The sequence below is a fragment of the Paracidovorax valerianellae genome, from assembly GCF_900102625.1.
Lineage (GTDB): Bacteria > Pseudomonadota > Gammaproteobacteria > Burkholderiales > Burkholderiaceae_C > Paracidovorax > Paracidovorax valerianellae.
Window position 1 is genome coordinate 329193 of record NZ_FMZC01000001.1, and the last position, 18876, is coordinate 348068.

At 62.3% G+C, this 18876-nt stretch carries 18 protein-coding genes and 1 other RNA gene; 10 read left to right on the forward strand and 9 right to left on the reverse strand.

Annotated features, from left to right (window positions below; translation table 11 throughout):
- Positions 1 to 51: 51 nt before the first annotated feature.
- From BLT03_RS01480 to ompA, 9 genes are all read right to left on the reverse strand, one after another.
- Positions 52 to 558: a diguanylate cyclase gene (locus tag BLT03_RS01480; RefSeq protein WP_245711188.1), complete on the reverse strand. Its 507-nt coding sequence runs from the start codon at positions 556 to 558 to the stop codon at positions 52 to 54.
- 15 nt (positions 559 to 573) lie between these two features.
- Entirely contained in the window at positions 574 to 1047 is a 474-nt protein-coding gene (locus BLT03_RS01485) for a DUF2269 family protein (protein ID WP_092739593.1), read from the reverse strand.
- Positions 1047 to 2417 carry an SDR family oxidoreductase gene (locus BLT03_RS01490; RefSeq protein ID WP_245711207.1) on the reverse strand — a complete coding sequence of 457 codons (1371 nt, stop codon included), beginning with the start codon at positions 2415 to 2417 and terminating at the stop codon, positions 1047 to 1049. Before BLT03_RS01490 ends, BLT03_RS01485 begins: the two co-directional genes overlap by 1 nt.
- Before the next feature lie 22 nt (positions 2418 to 2439).
- Positions 2440 to 3171 (reverse strand): hypothetical protein, encoded by a 732-nt coding sequence (locus BLT03_RS01495; RefSeq protein ID WP_245711189.1) that lies wholly within the window; start codon positions 3169 to 3171, stop codon positions 2440 to 2442.
- A 35-nt stretch (positions 3172 to 3206) separates the two neighbouring features.
- Positions 3207 to 3392, reverse strand: a complete 186-nt coding sequence (locus BLT03_RS01500; protein WP_092739597.1) for a hypothetical protein — start codon at positions 3390 to 3392, stop codon at positions 3207 to 3209.
- A gap of 544 nt (positions 3393 to 3936) precedes the next feature.
- Positions 3937 to 4315: a transfer-messenger RNA gene (gene ssrA, locus BLT03_RS01505) on the reverse strand.
- 12 nt (positions 4316 to 4327) lie between these two features.
- Complete coding sequence (gene gph, locus BLT03_RS01510) at positions 4328 to 5002, reverse strand: phosphoglycolate phosphatase (protein ID WP_092739599.1); 675 nt, start codon at positions 5000 to 5002, stop codon at positions 4328 to 4330.
- Positions 4999 to 5712, reverse strand: coding sequence for a bifunctional 2-polyprenyl-6-hydroxyphenol methylase/3-demethylubiquinol 3-O-methyltransferase UbiG (gene ubiG / locus BLT03_RS01515; protein WP_092740051.1), 714 nt, complete (start codon positions 5710 to 5712; stop codon positions 4999 to 5001). Before ubiG ends, gph begins: the two co-directional genes overlap by 4 nt.
- Positions 5713 to 5788: 76 nt before the next feature.
- Entirely contained in the window at positions 5789 to 6454 is a 666-nt protein-coding gene (gene ompA / locus BLT03_RS01520) for an outer membrane protein OmpA (protein WP_092739601.1), read from the reverse strand.
- Positions 6455 to 6678: 224 nt separating this feature from the next.
- Between ompA and gyrA the strand changes: the two genes are divergently transcribed.
- The 10 genes from gyrA to BLT03_RS01570 all read left to right on the forward strand — a co-directional run bounded on the left by gyrA (position 6679) and on the right by BLT03_RS01570 (position 18835).
- Positions 6679 to 9318 carry a DNA gyrase subunit A gene (gyrA, locus tag BLT03_RS01525; RefSeq protein ID WP_092739603.1) on the forward strand — a complete coding sequence of 880 codons (2640 nt, stop codon included), beginning with the start codon at positions 6679 to 6681 and terminating at the stop codon, positions 9316 to 9318.
- Between the two features lie 99 nt (positions 9319 to 9417).
- Positions 9418 to 10527 carry a 3-phosphoserine/phosphohydroxythreonine transaminase gene (serC, locus tag BLT03_RS01530; RefSeq protein ID WP_092739605.1) on the forward strand — a complete coding sequence of 370 codons (1110 nt, stop codon included), beginning with the start codon at positions 9418 to 9420 and terminating at the stop codon, positions 10525 to 10527.
- 36 nt (positions 10528 to 10563) lie between these two features.
- Positions 10564 to 11661, forward strand: coding sequence for a prephenate dehydratase (pheA, locus tag BLT03_RS01535; RefSeq protein ID WP_092739607.1), 1098 nt, complete (start codon positions 10564 to 10566; stop codon positions 11659 to 11661).
- Between the two features lie 11 nt (positions 11662 to 11672).
- A complete protein-coding gene (locus BLT03_RS01540) occupies positions 11673 to 12557 on the forward strand; it encodes a prephenate dehydrogenase (RefSeq protein ID WP_092740053.1) in 885 nt (294 codons plus the stop codon).
- A complete protein-coding gene (locus BLT03_RS01545) occupies positions 12557 to 14578 on the forward strand; it encodes a bifunctional 3-phosphoshikimate 1-carboxyvinyltransferase/cytidylate kinase (RefSeq protein WP_092739609.1) in 2022 nt (673 codons plus the stop codon). Before BLT03_RS01540 ends, BLT03_RS01545 begins: the two co-directional genes overlap by 1 nt.
- Positions 14579 to 14764: 186 nt before the next feature.
- A complete protein-coding gene (gene rpsA, locus BLT03_RS01550; protein WP_092739611.1) occupies positions 14765 to 16450 on the forward strand; it encodes a 30S ribosomal protein S1 in 1686 nt (561 codons plus the stop codon).
- 102 nt (positions 16451 to 16552) lie between these two features.
- The gene (locus tag BLT03_RS01555) at positions 16553 to 16882 is read left to right on the forward strand and encodes an integration host factor subunit beta (protein WP_092739613.1); all 330 of its coding nucleotides are present in this window, start codon (positions 16553 to 16555) and stop codon (positions 16880 to 16882) included.
- 114 nt (positions 16883 to 16996) lie between these two features.
- Positions 16997 to 17320: a LapA family protein gene (locus tag BLT03_RS01560; protein WP_092739615.1), complete on the forward strand. Its 324-nt coding sequence runs from the start codon at positions 16997 to 16999 to the stop codon at positions 17318 to 17320.
- A complete protein-coding gene (lapB, locus tag BLT03_RS01565; protein ID WP_092739617.1) occupies positions 17310 to 18467 on the forward strand; it encodes a lipopolysaccharide assembly protein LapB in 1158 nt (385 codons plus the stop codon). Before BLT03_RS01560 ends, lapB begins: the two co-directional genes overlap by 11 nt.
- A complete protein-coding gene (locus BLT03_RS01570; protein ID WP_434802320.1) occupies positions 18467 to 18835 on the forward strand; it encodes a ComEA family DNA-binding protein in 369 nt (122 codons plus the stop codon). Before lapB ends, BLT03_RS01570 begins: the two co-directional genes overlap by 1 nt.
- Positions 18836 to 18876 lie beyond the last annotated feature (41 nt).

Consider the following 18876-nt stretch of genomic DNA (forward strand, 5'->3'; position numbering starts at 1 on the left):
GCCGGTAGCGTGATCTATCGGCGCAGTGCATCGGCACTACGGCGGCCACCCCTACCGATGTGTTGGGGTAGCCCTCGCTTTCATGCAGCGCCAAAGCTCTTCCACATAGCAAGCCGCCAATGCCGCGCCGACAAGCACAGCGCTTGCGATGTACTCCCCAGGCAGCGCAACACGCTTGAGCGTGAAGGACCAGGAGGCCTCCTCACCTCCCGCCCCTGTCAAACCTGCCAGTGCCGAAGCCTGGTCCCAGTGCGACGAAGCCAGCAGCGCTAGCCCCACCAGTGGCATGATTTCCTGCAGGCTGTGAATCATCTGTTCCAGCGGTGTGATCTGCCGCTGCCCGGCAGACCAGCGCAGGTCGGCATACACCGTGATTTCATGCGCCAAGAAAGCCACGATGCAAAGCGCCAACACGGCAGCGTTGATCTCCAGCCACAGCACCGCCAGCACGGCAATGGCCATCTCGGCGAGCATGAGCAGATGCAGCAGCGACTCCGGCACGCCGGCCATGAGCCACAGCGGCAGCACCCCGAACATCAGCAAAATCGTTTCGGGCACCGGCGCGTGCATCGCTCATCCGCTGAAGTCGGGCTTGGCGATCATGAACCAGAACAGCGCCAGGAAGAGGAAAAACGCGGGGATGCCCAGCGCTATCCAGGCCTTGAAATACCGCCAATACGGCGCCGGCAATGCGGTGCCTTCGCGTGCCGCTTGGGCGGCAAGGTCTCTCAGCCGCATCTGCAGCCACACCACCGGCAACCAGCACGCCATGGCCAGCACGTAGGCCACCAGGGAGGCACGAATCCACGGGGCGGACAACGGCAGGCCGAGCAGATGCACCAGCCACATGCCCGTCAGCGGCTGCAGCACTGCCGTGGTGGCGGTGAATAGCCAGTCTGCGCGCACCACCATGCGCGCGACCACCGCAATCGCCTGCACATTGCGCGACAGCGTGGTGGCGAGCAGGTAAAAAGCCGACCCGATGCCCGTACCGAAAAGAAGCGTGGAAGAAATGACGTGCAGCCATTTGAGGACCATGTATTCCATCAGGGCGTCTCCTGGACGGGTGTGTGTTCGCGCGAGCGTTGCGTGCGTCTGGAACGCGCCGGTGGCTCCATCGCCCACAGCAGCACGATGGCCGCGCACATCGGCAGATTTTTCGACAGCGGGCCGAACGGATGCAGCCAGAAGTCCGGCATGGCCCAAGTGATCATCGCCGTGTAGAAAGCGATCAGTGCGAGTTGGAAGGGCCACAGAAACCGCGATCGCCAGGCGGCAGAAAGCGCCAGCGTTCCAACGCCCAAAGCCAGATCGAATATCGCTGCGCCATTGAGCAACAGTTCCGCCAATGGTCCGTGGGCGCCAACCTGCGCCAGCAATTCAAGGCTTTGATCGCGCGGGTACAGGCCGATCGACACAACGAAGGTCCAGATCCAGACGAACGCCACGGCCCATCGCAACATCGGCAACGCCCAGCGCAACCACGCCGCACGGCGCATGGCTTCAGCGGCTCCGGCCCCGTTTGGAATGAAGGCATGGTGCGCACGCGGCTGCCGGCCAAGGCACTTGGCAAAGTCGTCCACAGGTGCCGCATTGCCTTGCAGCAGCATGGTGGCAGTCTCGGGATAGAGGAAACTGCGCGGCCAACGACCCGCGAGCGCAGCCCCCCAACGAAATAGCCCCTCGGGCACCGAGAACACCCTGGCGCCGCGCACATAGCCCAGTTGTTGACGCAGGTCGGCCAGATAGGCGTGCAACGTCACAGGCTGCGGGCCGACGAAAGCGATCGTCTGGCTTGCCGCAAGTTGGCGCGGCCCAATGTCCGCGACCGCCAGCACGCCATCGACCAGATCATCCACATGCACCGGCTGCAGCGGTTGCCGGCCGCCCGCAGGCAATGCCAGCCATGGCAATACCGCCAGGGCAGCGAACAACTGTGCGCTGGCTCCCTGGTCGCCCCACACGAGCGACGGCTGAACGATGACCGATGCAATGGGGCACTGGCGCAAATGGCGATCACCCGCGGCCTTGCTGCGGTGGTAGCGACTGATCGCACGGTCGTCAGCCCCGAGCGCGGAGATTTGAATCACCAGTGCTGCACCGACCTGCAAGCAAGCGTCGAACAATTGAACCGGTCCGAGGTGATGCACCGCATCGAGTTCGCCGGAGTGGCGCTCGCGCAGCAGGCCTGCTGCGTTGATCACGACATCGCCGGGCTGCAGATGCCGCGCCCAAAACGCCGCGGAAGGCAGGGCCGAAAAATCGGCAGAAATCCAGCGTGCGGCCGATGTGTTCCAAGCGGCCTTTGAACGGGCTGCATCGGCATCTCTGGCGGTACACAGCAACTCGGTGCCGCGCATTGAGAACGCCTGGGCCAAGGCGTTACCGAGGAATCCCGAAGCACCGACGATCACCACGCGCAAAGCACGGCCTCTTCGCTTATGGGTTGCCCGCTGTATCGCTGCGGTCCTTGAGCGCCACCGCGCAGCCTACCGCCAGACCAACGGCAAAGGTCGCATAAACGGCCGCCATCGAACGCTTCGACAGGTGGTGCTCGAAACCCGGGGTGAACCGCTTGGGCGTGATCGCGTAGTCAATGGCAAACGCCGCAGCGGTCGCCACACCTGCGCTGGCCAGTGATTGGGAAGCGCTCTCCGGCTGGGGACGGCGATGGGCCCATAGCCAGGCATACAGCAGCGCCCAAAACGTGGCGGAGCCGTGGTGGATCACATAGCCCAGCCCCGTGTAGCGCCACGAAGGGGATCTGGCAGCCAGCGCCTTGCGCTCCCAGAGCCAATGGCTGGTGGCATTGGTCGGGGCCGTGATGCTTCCGACCTCACTTCTTCCCCGAAGCGCCAGCATCATCGTGGAGGCGACGCTGGCGAAAGCGCCGGCGATCAACCCCGTCCGCAGCGCAGAAGGCTTGTGTGCGCTCGGCTGCTGATTCGGTGACGCATCATTGGCTTTGGTCGGCGCAGTATCCAGCTTGGTCACATCGACCGACACCGGGTCGCTGGCCGGAAACGACTCCTCGATTCCATGATCGAGCGCGGGCTCTTTGGGCTCCGTCTCGACTGGTGCGTGGGCCGAAGGCTTCGCACCTTCAGGCGGTGGGGAGGGATGGTGCTCCGAGGTCGGAAAGGGAAAAGCATCGGGGCTTCGGCTGGTCATCAGTGTCTCCTTGGCCGGCAGGAAGGCGTAGAGGTTCAGTCTTTGGGGCGCGTGCGGCCGGGCTCTACAGCTTGATCGCTGGATTGATCCGGATCTTTGGGCGGTGCCGGCTGTGAGGGCGGCATCCTCTGCATCGCAGGGTCTGTTTCAACCAATGTCGGGCTGGGCCGGTCGGGGTCTTTGCGAGGCTTGCCGTCGGGGGAGTCGAGCTGGGTCACCATGGTCGGCCCTCCGAGACTTCCACTCCTGCTGAGAAGCCGTTCTGCGAGGCCGTCGTCTCTGGAATGTCGGATGGAGAAGCAGCGGCGCAACTCGTTATGCAAGCGCTTTCAATGAGGTGCATGAGATTCCTTTCAAGCGATGGAATCAGTTTGCGAATCTCTTTTTTGAGCGGTTGTAGGACTGAAGCGCTCATGCCATGGATGGCGTGCCCCAGGTCTTGTTAAGCGAAGTCGTTGGCGCAGGCGGGGCACTGGGTTGGTGGCGTTGCTTGAAGTGCCATGGTGGTCATGTATTGCCCGCATGCCCCAAAACCGAAAGAGAAGGCAAGCCCCCTCCCGGACCAGCATGACGCTGTATCGAATCAACGCATTGCGCAGTAGTAGGGGACGCCCTAGATTGCGCTGCAGAAAGCACTCCGCAATCCTGAGTATGGGTTACGACCCGTGAGAATCGCGGTGTGAATTACAGGCCAAAACACGCTAACAACGGGACAAAAGAAAACGCCTGCCAACGGTGTGAACCATTGGCAGGCGCTAGCTAAGATGGTGGAGCTGGCGGGAATTGAACCCGCGTCCGCAAGCCTTCTTCGGGCAGATCTACATGTTTAGCGGTCTGTTTTAATTCTCATGACCTGCATCGCGCAGCCGCACGCTATGCAAGTCACCAGTACCCTTGAGTCTCACTCCCTGCCAAGGTACCCGGCAGGGAGCCAGCCAGCGTGAATAACCTTGCAGCCGGGAGGTCTTACGACCCCCTTGCCCAGCCCGCTAGCATGCTGTTGCAAGGCTCACCGGTGTTTAAGCGGCGAGTGCGAAACGTTCGTCGTTTGCAGTTAGTTTTTTGAATGCAGATTTACGAGCGCCACTCAAGCTCGACATGCACCACGCCGATTCCGAACCCACGTCGAAACCAGGGCAGCCCCAAGCCTCGTATTTTAAGGCGCCGAGAGCAATTGCAAGAGCTCCAATGGAGAATTAATTGCGGCGTCCGCCTCCCACTGCCCAGCGGGAGTTTGCGTTCCCAAGTATCCATACATCGCCGCCACGGTGCGCATGCCGGCGGCCTTGCCCGCAACGATGTCTCGCTCGTCGTCACCAACGTACACGCAATGGCGGGCATCCATGCCCATTCGTGCCGCTGCTTCCAACAAGGGTGCTGGGTGCGGCTTGGGATGCGGCGTGGTGTCCCCACTGACCACAGCGCCGGCAGTGCTGAACAACGGCGTCGCACCGACCAACACATCGGTAAATCTTGCGGCCTTGTTGGTCACAATGCCCCAGCCGATGCTTGCCTGAGACAAATGAGCGATCAACGCGTCCACACCAGGGAACACCTTCGTGCGTTGGTGGATGCAGGCTTCGTAGTTGGTAAAAAACTCTTCCCGCAAACCAGCAAATTCCGGATGTTCCGGAGTCATGTCGAACGCCACAGAAAGCATTCCGCGTGCGCCAGCCCCGGCCATCGGGCGATATTTCTCTATCGGCAAGGAGGGCAGCCCACGATCAGTGCGCAATTTATCAGCGGCAGCGCCAAGGTCTGGAGCGCTGTCGATCAGCGTACCGTCCAGATCGAAAAGGACCGCACGAACATCGGAAAAAAGAACATTCATACGGATGTGCGGCGCGCGGCAAACATGTAATTGACCGAAGTGTCCGCGCTCAGCCAGTAGCGCTTCGTGATCGGGTTGTATTCCAACCCACGGCTGTGCAGCACTTCCAATCCTGCAGCCCTGCCTGCTGAGGCCAGCTCACTGGGCTTGAGGAACTTGGCATATTCGTGCGTGCCTTTGGGCAGCATGCCCAAAACGTATTCCGCACCGACGATGGCCAGCAAAAATGCCTTCGCATTTCGGTTGATCGTGGAGAAAAAAACCCATCCACCGGGTTTTACCAGTTGTGAGCAGGCGTGCACGACAGAACTGGGGTCGGGTACATGCTCCAGCATTTCCATGCAGGTCACCGTGTCGAAGGTGCCTGGTGCCTCAGCAGCCAGCACTTCTACGCTGACTTCACGATATTGGATATTCGGTGTGCCCTTTTCAAGAGCGTGCAACTGGGCCACCCGCAAAGACTTGGTTGCCAAATCGATCCCTGTCACATGGGCCCCTTTTCTGGCCATGGAATCCGCCAAGATGCCACCGCCGCACCCCACATCCAATACCTTTTGGTCCTGAAGCGGCGACAAGCCATTGATCCAATCAAGGCGCAGCGGATTAATCTGATGAAGCGGCCGAAACTCGCTTTCCGGGTCCCACCAACGATGGGCCAGTGCAGAAAACTTGGCCAATTCGGCCGGGTCAGCGTTAACGTGATCACTCATGTGGAAATGCTCCAAAAAGAGATTGCCCATAAAAAAAGCCCCGTTTCCGGGGCTTTCTTTTGACCGATTTTTAAAATCAGTTGGAAGCGCGGGTACCGACCACTTCGATTTCCACGCGACGGTTCTTCGCACGGCCTTCCTTCGTCTTGTTGTCGGCAACAGGTTGCTTTTCGCCCTTGCCTTCAGTGTAGACGCGGTTCTTTTCAATGCCCTTGGAAACCAAGTAAGCCTTCACAGCTTCAGCGCGGCGAACCGACAGCTTTTGGTTGTATGCATCGGTGCCAACGGAGTCGGTGTGACCCACGGCGATGATGACTTCCAGGTTCACGCCCTTGACCTTGGAGACCAGATCGTCCAGCTTGGCCTTGCCTTCTGGCTTAAGCACGGACTTGTCGAAGTCGAAGAAGGCATCGGCAGCGTACGTCACCTTGCTGGCCACTGCGGGAGCAGGAGGCGTTGCAGGAGCTGGCGTTGCAGCACCAGCAGGAGCGGCAGCAGCAGGGGTAGAAGCAGGAGCCTGAGCAACCAGAGCACCATCACAACCGACAGCAGCGGTAGCAGGGGTCCAGTTGGCATCGCGCCAGCACAGTTCGTTCGTGCCGTTCTTCCACACCAGTTCGCCAGTACCGTTCTGCCAGTTGTCTACAACCTTGCCGCCGTCGGCTGCTTTGACTTGGGCGCCAGCCGAGGTAGCAAGCACAGCGGAGGCCAACAACATCGCCACTTTGTTCAGTTTCTTCATGGTTCTCCTCTTGGGGAAAAAGCCGCAGCCGCGCTGCGAATATGGACGTCATCAGTGACCATCACTAAAAACGTTGAAATGATTGTGCCATACGTAACAAGGCAAAGTGGTTGCGGACAGGGTGCCTACGGTAGGACAAAAGCGCTTTACCCCAGATGTGTTGCGCACTTGCGACAAGACGTTGCGCCTAGAATGGCCCTCCTCCGCCGTTCACGCAGTTCTCCATGACACAGTTCGCCAAAGAAACCCTGCCCATCAGCCTTGAAGAGGAAATGCGGCGCAGTTATCTCGATTACGCGATGAGCGTAATCGTGGGTCGCGCGCTGCCCGATGCGCGCGACGGTCTCAAGCCGGTTCATCGGCGCGTGCTGTTTGCAATGCACGAACTCAACAACGATTGGAACCGGCCTTATAAGAAGTCGGCCCGTATCGTCGGCGATGTGATCGGCAAATATCATCCTCACGGCGATCAGTCTGTTTACGACACGATCGTGCGCATGGCGCAGGATTTTTCCATGCGCCATCTGCTCGTCGATGGGCAAGGCAACTTCGGCTCGGTGGACGGCGACAACGCGGCCGCCATGCGTTACACCGAAATTCGTCTGGCGAAGATCGCCCACGAAATGCTGTCGGACATCGACAAGGAAACTGTCGACTTCGGCCCCAACTACGATGGCAGCGAGAAAGAACCGCTCGTACTGCCCAGCAAGCTGCCCAACCTTCTGGTCAACGGCTCAGGTGGCATTGCCGTGGGCATGGCCACCAACATCCCTCCGCACAACCTCAACGAAGTCGTGGACGGCTGCCTTCATTTGCTGCGCCATCCCGATGCCACCATCGACGATCTGATGGAGATCATTCCGGCGCCCGATTTCCCGACCGCGGGGATCATCTACGGCATCAACGGCGTCAAGGATGGTTACCGCACGGGGCGGGGCAAGGTCATCATGCGGGCGCGCTGCCATTTCGAGGACATCGACCGTGGCCAGCGGCAAGCCATCATCGTCGACGAGCTCCCCTACCAGGTCAACAAGAAGACTCTGCAGGAGCGCATGGCAGAGTTGGTGCACGAAAAGAAGATCGAAGGCATCAGCCACATTCAGGACGAGTCCGACAAATCAGGCATGCGCCTGGTGGTCGAGCTCAAGCGAGGCGAAGTGCCGGAAGTGGTGCTGAACAATCTGTACAAGCAGACGCAGCTGCAAGACACGTTCGGCATGAACATGGTTGCGCTGGTGAACGGGCAACCCCGCCTGTGCAATCTGAAGGAATTGATCAGCGTCTTCCTTCAGCATCGCCGCGAAGTGGTCACCCGCCGCACGGTGTTCGAACTGCGCAAGGCCCGCGAACGGGGCCATGTGCTGGAAGGCCTGGCAGTCGCGCTGGCCAACATCGACGACTTCATTCGCATCATCCGCGAATCGCCCACGCCGCCGGTTGCCAAGGCGGAGTTGATGACCCGTTCGTGGGACAGCAAGCTCGTGCGCGAGATGCTGACGCGCACGCGTGCCGACGGTGGCTCGATCAATGCCGACGATTACCGCCCGGAAGGGCTGGAGCGCGAATATGGCATGGGCCAGGATGGTCTGTATCGCCTGTCCGAAACGCAGGCCCAGGAAATTCTGCAGATGCGTCTGCAGCGCCTGACAGGCCTGGAGCAGGACAAGATCGTTTCCGAATATCGGGACGTGATGTCCGTGATCGAAGACTTGCTGGACATCCTCTCCAAGCCCGAGCGCGTGTCGGTGATCATTGGCGATGAGTTGGCCTCGATCAAACAGGAATTCGGCCAGCACAAGCTGGGCGCGCGGCGCAGCGTCGTCGAATACAGCGCGCAGGATCTTTCGACCGAAGACCTGATCACGCCCACCGACATGGTGGTCACACTCAGCCACACGGGGTACATCAAAAGCCAGCCACTGTCCGAGTACCGGGCGCAAAAACGCGGTGGACGCGGCAAGCAGGCGACGGCGACCAAGGAAGACGACTGGATCGATCAGCTCTTCATTGCCAACACGCACGATTACATCCTGTGCTTCTCTAACCGCGGCCGGCTGTACTGGCTCAAGGTCTGGGAAGTGCCGGCGGGTTCGCGTGGCTCCCGGGGCCGCCCGATCGTCAATATGTTCCCGCTGCAGGACGGAGAGAAGATCAATGTGGTGTTGCCACTCACCGGCGACATGCGCACCTTCCCGGCAGACCGCTATGTGTTCATGGCGACGAGCATGGGCACCGTGAAGAAGACGGCGCTCGATGAATTCAGCAATCCGCGCAAGGGTGGGATCATCGCCGTCAATCTTGACGATGGCGACTACCTCATCGGCGCGGCACTGACGGATGGTGCCCACGATGTCATGCTGTTCAGCGACGGCGGCAAGGCTGTGCGCTTCGACGAAAACGACGTCCGACCGCTGGGCCGCCAAGCCCGCGGCGTGCGCGGGATGATGCTGGAAGACGGCCAAAGCGTGATCGCCATGCTCGTGGCCGAAGACGAGACGCAAAGCGTTCTGACCGCCACGGAAAACGGGTATGGCAAGCGCACCAGCATCACTGAATACACGCGCCATGGCCGTGGCACCAAGGGCATGATCGCGATTCAGCAAAGCGAGCGCAACGGCAAGGTGGTGGCAGCGACGCTGGTGCATGCCGATGACGAAATCATGCTGATCACCGACAAGGGCGTCCTGGTGCGCACGCGCGTGTCGGAGATCCGGGAACTGGGCCGCGCCACGCAAGGCGTGACCTTGATCGCGCTGGACGAGGGCTCCAAACTGAGCGGCTTGCAGCGCATCGTGGAAAACGACGCCAATGTGGCCGACATCGATCTGGACGAAGACGCTGGCACGCCACCCGCAGAGGCTTGATCCCACACTTGACGAGCAGCCTGTAAGGCAGGTTGCTACCATAAACATAGCACCCGGCGCATATCAGATGTGCGCTGGGGCCCTATTTGGCTTGAATCCATGAATCGCCCGTACAACTTCTCCGCCGGCCCGGCCGCCATCCCTGCTGAAGTCCTGCAGCAAGCTGCTTCCGAGATGCTGGACTGGCACGGGAGTGGCATGGGCGTGATGGAGATGAGCCATCGCGGCAAGGAGTTCGTTTCGATCTACGAGCAGGCCGAGGCAGACCTGCGCGAACTGCTGGCAGTGCCTGCAACGTTCAAGATCCTTTTCATGCAAGGCGGCGGCTTGGCAGAGAACGCCATCGTGCCCCTGAACCTTTCTCGCGCTGCCACCGTCGACATGGTGGTCACCGGTAGCTGGAGCCAGAAATCGGCCAAAGAAGCGCGCAAATACGCTGCGGAAGTCCGAGTGGTCGGATCGGGAGAATCCAGCAACTTCACCACGCTGCCCGAGCCCGGAACGTGGGAGCTGAGCCGCGGCGCAAGCTATCTGCACCTGTGCAGCAACGAAACCATCCACGGCATTGAATTTCAGGAAATGCCCGATCTGCGGGCGCTGGGCAGCGACGCGCCGCTGGTCATCGACTTCTCTTCCCATGTGGCCTCGCGCCCCGTCGACTGGTCGCGCGTGGGGTTGGCCTTCGGCGGCGCACAAAAGAATCTGGGGCCTGCGGGACTTACCCTCGTGGTCGTGCGCGAAGACCTGCTGGGGCACGCGCTCCCGGCCTGCCCCAGCGCCTTCGACTACAAGATCGTGGCGGACAACCAGTCGATGTTCAATACGCCACCGACCTGGGGCATCTATATCGCCGGCCTGACCTTCCAGTGGCTCAAGCGCCAACGCGAAGGCGATCTGACCGGCGTCGCAGCGATGGAGCAGCGCAATATCGCCAAGGCCAAGTTGCTCTACGACACCATCGACCAGTCGCAGTTCTACGTGAACAAGGTGGCGGTGAACGCCCGTTCGCGCATGAACATCCCCTTTTTTCTGCGTGACGAATCGCGCAACGAAGCTTTTCTGGCGGGTGCCAAGGAACGGGGCCTGCTTCAACTCAAAGGCCACAAATCGGTGGGCGGGATGCGCGCCAGCCTCTACAACGCCATGCCTATTTCAGGGGTGGAGGCCTTGGTGGCCTACATGCGAGAATTTGAGCAAAAGCAAGCCTGAGCCGACTGTCGCCCCTGAGAAAACGCGCCCTACTTCATGACCATCCCGCAAGCCTCTCCGGACCTCGCCAGCCTGCGCGTCCAGATCGACAACATCGACCAGCAACTGCTCACGCTGCTGAATCAACGTGCCCTGGTTGCCGAACGGGTCGGCGAGATCAAGAAGCGCGAAGGCACTCCGTTTTTCCGGCCGGACCGCGTGGCCCAGGTCATCGAGAAAATCCAGACTGCCAACCCAGGTCCGCTCAAGGGCCCCCATGTGGCTGCGATCTGGCGCGAGATCATGTCCGCGTGCCTGGCCCTGGAATCGCCGCAACGGGTCGCCGTGCTCGGTCCGGCAGGCACTTTCTGCGAGCAGGCAGCGGTCGAGTTCTTCGGCGGCGCCGCGGACCTGATGTATTGCGCCAACTTCGATGAGGTGTTCCACGCCACTGCGGCCGGCAGCGCGCAGTATGGTGTCGTGGGCGTAGAAAATTCCGTCGAAGGTGTGGTCACCCGCTCGCTCGACCTGTTCCTGCACACGCCTTGCCATGTGGTCGGTGAAGTCAGTCTTCTGGTACGGCACAACCTGATGCGGCAGGCGGATTCGCTCGAGGGCATCGAAGCTGTATTGGCGCACCCGCAGGCGCTGGCGCAATGCCAGGGCTGGCTGTCCAAGCACCTGCCCCATGTGGAACGCCGCCCGGTGTCCAGCAATGCGGAAGGTGCAAGGCTCGCCGCGACGAATCCCGCATGGGCCGGCATTGCCAGCGAACGCGCCGCTACGCAGTTCGGCCTGCATCTGGTGGCCCACGCCATTCAGGACGATGCGTACAACCGGACGCGGTTCGCGATCATCTGCCTGCCGCACACGCTGCAGACGCCGCCGCCGTCGAGCAAGGACTGCACCAGTCTCGTGATCTCCGTCCCCAACCGGCCCGGCGCGGTCCACGATCTGCTGGTGCCGCTCAAGACCCATGGCGTGTCGATGACGCGTTTTGAATCGCGGCCGGCCCGCACGGGGCAGTGGGAGTATTACTTCTACATCGATCTGGACGGCCACCCTTCCCTGCCGCACGTGGCGCGCGCCCTGGAAGAGTTGCGTGCCCTGTGCGCGTTCTACAAAGTGCTGGGCACCTACCCAGTGGCGCCATGAGCGACTCGGCCATGTTCGAACAATTGGGATTGATCGGTTGCGGCCTCATGGGCGGGTCTTTCGCATTGGCGATGAAAAAGGCCGGCCTCGTGAAGCGCGTGGTGGGCTACAGCAAATCGCCATCGACCACCGACCGGGCCCGCCAGATGGGCGTGATCGACGTCGAAGCACCCTCGGCCCTTCTCGCGGTGGCGGGTGCCGACATCGTGCTGGTGGCCGTTCCCGTCGCGGCGACTGAAGCCACGCTCAAGGCCATCAAGCACCTCGTCACGCCACAGATGCTGATCATGGACGTGGGTTCGACCAAGGCCGACGTGGTGCAGGCTGCACGGCGCGCACTGCGCGACCAGGTAGGGTCGTTCGTCCCCGCCCACCCCATCACCGGGCGCGAAGTATCGGGCGTGGAATACGCGGAAGCAGAGCTTTACAGCGGGCGCCAGGTCATCCTCACGCCGACGGAGCGGACGTTGACCGTTCACCTGCAAAAAGCCGAGGAAGTGTGGCGCATGCTGGGCTGCCGGGTGCAGAGCATGTCGCCCGAGGCGCACGATGCCGCCTTCGCTTCAGTCAGCCACCTGCCGCACCTGCTGGCGTTCGCGATGATGAACAGCATCACCTCGCAAGACCACGGCGACATGTTCCTGTCCCTGGCCGGGCCTGGATTCCGGGACTTCACCCGCATCGCGGCGAGCGATCCGAAGGTGTGGCGAGACATCCTGCTGTCCAACCGGGACGAACTCCTGGCGCAGTCGCGGCTGTTCCAGCAGGCCGTGCAACAGCTGGAACAGGCCATGCAGCAGGGTAACTCGCAGGCGCTGGAAGACCTGATCACGCTCGCCAGCGAAACCCGCGCGCATTGGCGCATGGGCGCGCAGCGCACACCGACCGACTCCTGATGTTCAGCACCGCGTTTCTCGACCTGCCGCCCCTGGCCACCGCCGGCGGCACCATCCAGCTGCCAGGCTCCAAAAGCATCTCCAACCGCGTCTTGCTGCTGGCCGCACTGAGCGAAGGCACAACCGAAATTCACGATCTCCTGGCGTCGGACGACACCCGGGTGATGCTCGATGCATTGCGCCAATTGGGTTGTGCGGTGGACGAGCAAGGCGCTGTCGTGCGCATCACAGGCCTTGGCTCACGCCCCCCGCTGGCGCCAGCTTCTCTCTTTCTGGGCAATGCCGGCACGGCGATGCGCCCGCTCACTGCGGCCCTGGCGCTGCTGGGTGGCGAATTCGAATTGTCCGGCGTTCCGCGCATGCACGAGCGCCCCATCGGCGATCTGGTGGATGCCCTTCGTCAGCTCGGATGCCGCATCGACTACCTGGGCAATGACGGGTTCCCGCCCCTTCGCATCGCTCATGCACAGGGCGTACCAACTCTCTCGCTGGATGAACCGATCCCTGTGCGCGGTGACGTGTCGAGCCAGTTTCTGACGGCTTTGCTGATGGCTCTGCCGCTGGCAGCCGTCGAGCAAGACATCGTGATTCAGGTGGTCGGCGAGTTGATTTCGCGGCCCTACATCCACATCACGCTGCAACTGCTGTCCCGGTTCGGCATCGAAGTGGAACACGATCAATGGCAACGGTTCACCATCCGGGCCGGAAGCCGCTACCGCTCGCCGGGCAGCATCCATGTCGAGGCCGATGCCTCGTCGGCCAGCTACTTCATTGCCCTGGGAGCCATTGCCGGCGTGGGGGACCAGCACGACGCTGGCGTGCGCATTCTGGGCGTGGGGCAAAACTCTATCCAGGGCGATATCCGGTTCATTGAAGCCGCCCAGGCCATGGGCGCGGAAGTATCGGGCGGCGACAACTGGCTGCAGATTCGCCGTGGAGCGTGGCCGCTCAAGGCCATCGACCTCGACTGCAATCACATTCCGGATGCGGCCATGACGTTGGCTGTGATGGCTTTGTACGCTGAAGGCACGACCACGCTGCGCAACATCGCAAGCTGGCGCGTGAAGGAAACCGACCGCCTGGCCGCAATGGCGACCGAACTGCGCAAGCTCGGTGCGTCCGTGGAAGAAGGCGCCGATTTTCTGAAGGTCACGCCTGCGCCAGCGCCCTCCGATTGGCGGGCGGCCAGCATCCACACCTATGACGACCACCGCGTGGCCATGTGCTTCTCGCTGGCCGCTTTCAACCCGGCAAGCGTCCCGGTTCGCATCGAAGACCCCAAATGCGTGGCCAAGACGTTTCCCGATTATTTCGAAGCCCTGTTTTCCGTCACGCAGACGCCGACCGATCGCGTTCCGGTGATCTGCATCGATGGGCCGACGGCCTCGGGCAAAGGCACGGTCGCGGCCGCAGTGGCCCAGCGCCTGGGTTACCGGTTCCTGGATTCTGGGGCGATGTACCGCATCTCCGCGCTGGCAGCGCTGCGTGCGGGCCTGCAGATCGACGCGGCCCATGAGCCCCAGATCGCCTCGCTGGCACGCGGTCTGCCGGTGCGTTTCGAGGGCGGCCGAATCTGGCTGGGCTCCGACGATGTGACTGACTCCATCCGCACGGAAGAGGCCGGGATGAATGCCTCGCGCGTTTCTGCGCTTCCCACTGTGCGCGAGGCCCTGGTGGCGCTTCAGCACAGCTTTCGAAGGCTCCCAGGGCTAGTGGCGGATGGGCGGGACATGGGCACAGTGATCTTCCCGCAGGCCACTTTGAAGGTGTATCTGACGGCCAGCGCGGCATGCCGGGCAGAACGCAGGCATAAACAGTTGATTTCAAAGGGGATTTCGGCTAACATCGCGGATCTTCGCGCCGATTTGGAGGCACGCGACGCCCGGGACAGCTCCCGCAGCGTGGCGCCCTTGAAACCAGCGCAGGATGCCCTGATTCTGGACAACTCCTCGCTCACGGTCGATGCGGCCGTCGAACAAGTGCTTGCCTGGTGGCAGGAACGCCAGCCCTTCGCCACCTAGGCACGGGGTTGCAAACCCGGTGGCCAACTGCCCCGGACAGGCCCGCACGGTCCTCCACGCGCAATTGCGCCAGACCGTGCGGCTCTACAACCTAACCGCGGTTTTGCCGCAAAAAACCTCCGCAGGCAGCTATAAAAACGATGGCAATGGTGCTGTCGGAACCCTGTTTGCGGCTTTAGGAAATACATGTCTGAATCTTTTGCCGCCCTTTTTGAAGAGTCTTTGACGCGCACTGAAATGCGCCCAGGCGAAGTCATCACCGCCGAAGTCGTGCGCGTGGAACACAACTTCGTCGTGGTGAACGCTGGCCTCAAGTCCGAAGCCTACGTCCCCCTGGAAGAGTTCAAGAACGATAAGGGCGAAGTCGAAGTCCAAGTGGGCGATTTCGTCTCCGTGGCCATCGGCTCGATCGAAAACGGTTACGGCGACACCATCCTGTCGCGTGACACCGCCAAGCGCCTGGCCTCGTGGCTGGCGCTGGAAAAGGCCCTGGAATCCGGTGAATTCGTCACCGGCACGACCAGCGGCAAGGTCAAGGGTGGCCTCACGGTGCTGGTCAACGGCATCCGCGCCTTCCTGCCAGGTTCGCTGATCGACACGCGTCCGATCAAGGATCTGACGCCTTACGAAAACAAGACCCTGGAATTCAAGGTCATCAAGCTCGACCGCAAGCGCAACAACGTGGTGCTGAGCCGCCGCGCCGTGGTGGAAGCCTCCATGGGCGAAGAGCGCGCCAAGCTGATGGAAACCCTCAAGGAAGGCTCCATCGTCCAAGGCGTGGTCAAGAACATCACCGAATACGGTGCGTTCGTGGATCTGGGCGGTATCGACGGCCTGCTGCACATCACAGACATGGCATGGCGCCGCGTTCGCCACCCATCGGAAGTGGTCACGGCGGGTCAGGAAATCACGGCCAAGATCCTCAAGTTCGACACCGAAAAGAACCGCGTGTCCCTGGGCCTCAAGCAAATGGGCGACGATCCATGGATGGGCGTTTCGCGCCGCTATCCTTCGGGCACCCGCCTGTTCGGCAAGGTCACGAACATTGCCGACTACGGCGCGTTCGTGGAACTGGAGCCGGGCATCGAAGGCTTGGTGCACGTGTCCGAAATGGACTGGACGAACAAGAACATCGCTCCTTCCAAGCTCGTGTCGCTGGGTGACGAAGTCGAAGTCATGGTCCTCGAGATCGACGAAGACAAGCGCCGCATCAGCCTGGGCATGAAGCAGTGCAAGGCCAACCCATGGCAAGAGTTCGCGCAGAACACCAAGCGCGGCGACCGCGTCAAGGGCCCGATCAAGTCGATCACCGACTTCGGCGTGTTCGTGGGCCTGGCTGCCGGCATCGACGGCTTGGTGCACCTGTCCGACCTGTCCTGGAACGAAACCGGCGAAGCTGCCGTTCGCAACTACAAGAAGGGCCAGGAAGTCGAAGCGATCGTGCTGGCCGTGGACGTGGACCGCGAACGCATCTCGCTGGGCATCAAGCAGCTCGACGGCGACCCATTCACGACCTTTGTGACGGTGAACGACAAGGGCCAGACGGTGACCGGCAAGGTCAAGACCGTGGACGCCCGTGGCGCTGAAATCGACCTCGGCGAAGACATCATCGGTTACCTGCGCGCTTCGGAAATCTCCCGCGACCGCGTGGAAGATGCCCGCAATGTGCTGAAGGAAGGCGACGAAGTCACGGCCGTGGTGGTGAACGTGGATCGCAAGACCCGCAACATCCAGCTGTCGATCAAGCAAAAGGACATGGCCGACGAACAAGGCGCCATGGCCAACCTGAGCCAGCAGTCGAGCCGCGAAAGCGCCGGCACCACCAGCCTGGGCGCCCTGCTGCGCGCCAAGCTGGACAACTCGGACAAATAAGCCGAGGCTCAATCGACGACCGCTTCGGCGGTTGTGAATGGCGGGCGCTTCATGCGCCCGCTTCTTTTTGTTCTGTTACCCCGGTTGCGAAGACAAGATTCCATGACCAGATCAGACCTCGTTGAAGAACTGGCCGCACGGTTCAGCCAGCTCACCCAGCGCGATGCCGAATACGCCGTCAAGACCATTCTGGACGCCGTGGGGGATGCGCTGGTGCGCGGGCATCGCATCGAGATCCGGGGTTTCGGCAGCTTTTCGGTCAACCGCCGCCCTCCCCGCATGGGGCGCAATCCCCGCAGCGGCGAAGCCGTGGCGATCCCGGAAAAGCGTGTGCCGCACTTCAAGCCCGGCAAGGCGCTGCGCGAAGCGGTGGACCTGCGCACGGTTGAAATGGGTATCGTCGATGCGCCCAAGGACAAGCATCAAAATTGATAGCTGTCAGCGCTTGACTGTCAAGCGCTGGAAGGCCGATACACGGGTATCGCCCCAAACGGCAGACAGGCCGTGGCCTGCCCGTAGAATGCCCCCACACCACCGGGGAGACGCATGAAATACCTCCTGTGGCTGCTCAAGGCAGCCATTTTTTTTACCCTCTTCGCTTTCGCGCTGAACAATCAGCAAGACGCCACCGTGCACTTCTTCTTCGGCACGCACTGGAGCGCGCCTTTGGTGCTCGTGGTGCTGACGGCCTTCGCAGCCGGCGTCGTGGTGGGGGTGCTGGGCATGGTGCCCCGCTGGTGGAAGCACCGCAGCGCGGCCCGTCGGGCGCAGGCCGCGGCACTGCCGACCGAAGCTGCGACGACCACGCCGGTCACCGCCCCGCCCGTTCCGGACCTGCAACAACAACCGCCCTCCATCCATGGAATTTGATTTCAGCTGGCTGCTGCTGGGCCTGCCGCTGGCGTTCGTGCTCGGGTGGTTCGCCTCCCGATTCGACCTGCGGCAATTGCGGGAAGAAAACCGCCGCGCTCCCAAGGCCTATTTCAAGGGCTTGAACTTCCTGCTCAACGAGCAGCAGGACCAGGCCATCGATGCGTTCATCGAAGCCGTACAGAACGATCCGGACACGTCCGAGCTGCATTTCGCGCTCGGCAATCTCTTTCGCCGCCGGGGCGAGTACAACCGCGCCGTCCGCGTTCACGAGCATCTGCTGTCGCGCGGCGACCTGAGCCGCACCGACCGCGACCGGGCCCAGCACGCGCTGGCCCTGGACTTTCTGAAAGCCGGGCTGCTCGACCGCGCCGAGGATGCCTTGCGCCGGCTGGAAAACACGCCGTTCGAGAGCCAGTCGCGGCTGGCCTTGCTGGCCATCTACGAACGCTCCCGCGACTGGCCGCAGGCCGCTGCCATCGCCCGCAAGATGCATGGCTCGCACCAGGGCGACTTCAGCACGCGGCAGGCCCATTACCTGTGCGAACAGGCGTTGGCCCGGGGGGCCCAGGGCGATCAGGAAGCGGCCCAGGCGCAGCTCGAGGAAGCCGTGGCCGCCGCGCCGCATGCCCCGCGCCCGCGCATCGAGCTCGCTCGCCTGCACCACCGATGCGGCCGGCAGGAGCAAGCGTTTTCCACCCTCCTGGAACTGTCCCGCGAATCGCCCGGCGCCCTGCCCCTGGCGGCCCCGCTGCTCGTCGAAGTCGGCACGGCGACCGACCGGGCGGAAGAAACGTACCAACTGCTGCTGGCGCATTACGAACGCGCGCCATCGCTGGACATGCTCGAGGCCATCGTGTCGATGGACAGCACTTCCGGCGACCCGGCCCGGCCCGGCCCGCAGTGGTATGTGCGCCATCTGGACAAGGAGCCGTCGCTGGTGGCCGCAGCGAAGTGGCTGGCGCAGGAAACCCTGCAGCACGAAGAATTCCATCCCCAGGTGCAGAAGGCGCTGGACCAGGCGACCAAGCCCCTGACCCGGTACCGCTGTGCCGCCTGCGGCTTCGAGGCCCGCCAGCACTTCTGGCAATGCCCGGGTTGCCAGACCTGGGACAGCTACCCCGCGCGGCGCGTGGAAGAGCTGTGATGCGGCCTCTCCGAATCCTCGCGGCCCCATCGCTTTCGCGCTGGTTCAAGCCGTTGGCGGCAATGCTGGCCACCGCCGCCTGCACGCTGGCATCGGCCGCCGTCGAGGTCAACACGGCCTCGGTGGCTGATCTGGATGGCGTCAAGGGCATCGGCCCGGCACTGTCGGCCAGGATTCTGAAGGCACGCGAGATGGGCGTTTTCCAGAACTGGGCAGACCTCGTCGGGCGAGTGCAAGGCATGGGCAAGGCGTCCGCGGCGCGGCTTTCGAGCGAGGGGCTCACCGTGAACGGCGCCACGTTCGGCGACGCTGCAGCCGTTGCCGCACCCCCTGCGCTCACGGCCCCAGCGGTCGGCGCCTCGCGTTAAAGGGTGCACCGATTGTGTGCCCACAGCGCGTCCAATCTCCG

Coding starts and splice junctions, on each gene's coding strand:
- BLT03_RS01485 (WP_092739593.1), bottom strand. CDS start 1,047: ATGGAATACATGGTCCTCAAATGGCTGCACGTCATTTCTTCCACGCTT.
- BLT03_RS01495 (WP_245711189.1), bottom strand. CDS start 3,171: ATGACCAGCCGAAGCCCCGATGCTTTTCCCTTTCCGACCTCGGAGCAC.
- BLT03_RS01500 (WP_092739597.1), bottom strand. CDS start 3,392: ATGGTGACCCAGCTCGACTCCCCCGACGGCAAGCCTCGCAAAGACCCC.
- gph (WP_092739599.1), bottom strand. CDS start 5,002: ATGAATGTTCTTTTTTCCGATGTTCGTGCGGTCCTTTTCGATCTGGAC.
- ubiG (WP_092740051.1), bottom strand. CDS start 5,712: ATGAGTGATCACGTTAACGCTGACCCGGCCGAATTGGCCAAGTTTTCT.
- ompA (WP_092739601.1), bottom strand. CDS start 6,454: ATGAAGAAACTGAACAAAGTGGCGATGTTGTTGGCCTCCGCTGTGCTT.
- gyrA (WP_092739603.1), top strand. CDS start 6,679: ATGACACAGTTCGCCAAAGAAACCCTGCCCATCAGCCTTGAAGAGGAA.
- serC (WP_092739605.1), top strand. CDS start 9,418: ATGAATCGCCCGTACAACTTCTCCGCCGGCCCGGCCGCCATCCCTGCT.
- pheA (WP_092739607.1), top strand. CDS start 10,564: ATGACCATCCCGCAAGCCTCTCCGGACCTCGCCAGCCTGCGCGTCCAG.
- BLT03_RS01540 (WP_092740053.1), top strand. CDS start 11,673: ATGTTCGAACAATTGGGATTGATCGGTTGCGGCCTCATGGGCGGGTCT.
- BLT03_RS01545 (WP_092739609.1), top strand. CDS start 12,557: ATGTTCAGCACCGCGTTTCTCGACCTGCCGCCCCTGGCCACCGCCGGC.
- rpsA (WP_092739611.1), top strand. CDS start 14,765: ATGTCTGAATCTTTTGCCGCCCTTTTTGAAGAGTCTTTGACGCGCACT.
- BLT03_RS01555 (WP_092739613.1), top strand. CDS start 16,553: ATGACCAGATCAGACCTCGTTGAAGAACTGGCCGCACGGTTCAGCCAG.
- BLT03_RS01560 (WP_092739615.1), top strand. CDS start 16,997: ATGAAATACCTCCTGTGGCTGCTCAAGGCAGCCATTTTTTTTACCCTC.
- lapB (WP_092739617.1), top strand. CDS start 17,310: ATGGAATTTGATTTCAGCTGGCTGCTGCTGGGCCTGCCGCTGGCGTTC.
- BLT03_RS01570 (WP_434802320.1), top strand. CDS start 18,467: ATGCGGCCTCTCCGAATCCTCGCGGCCCCATCGCTTTCGCGCTGGTTC.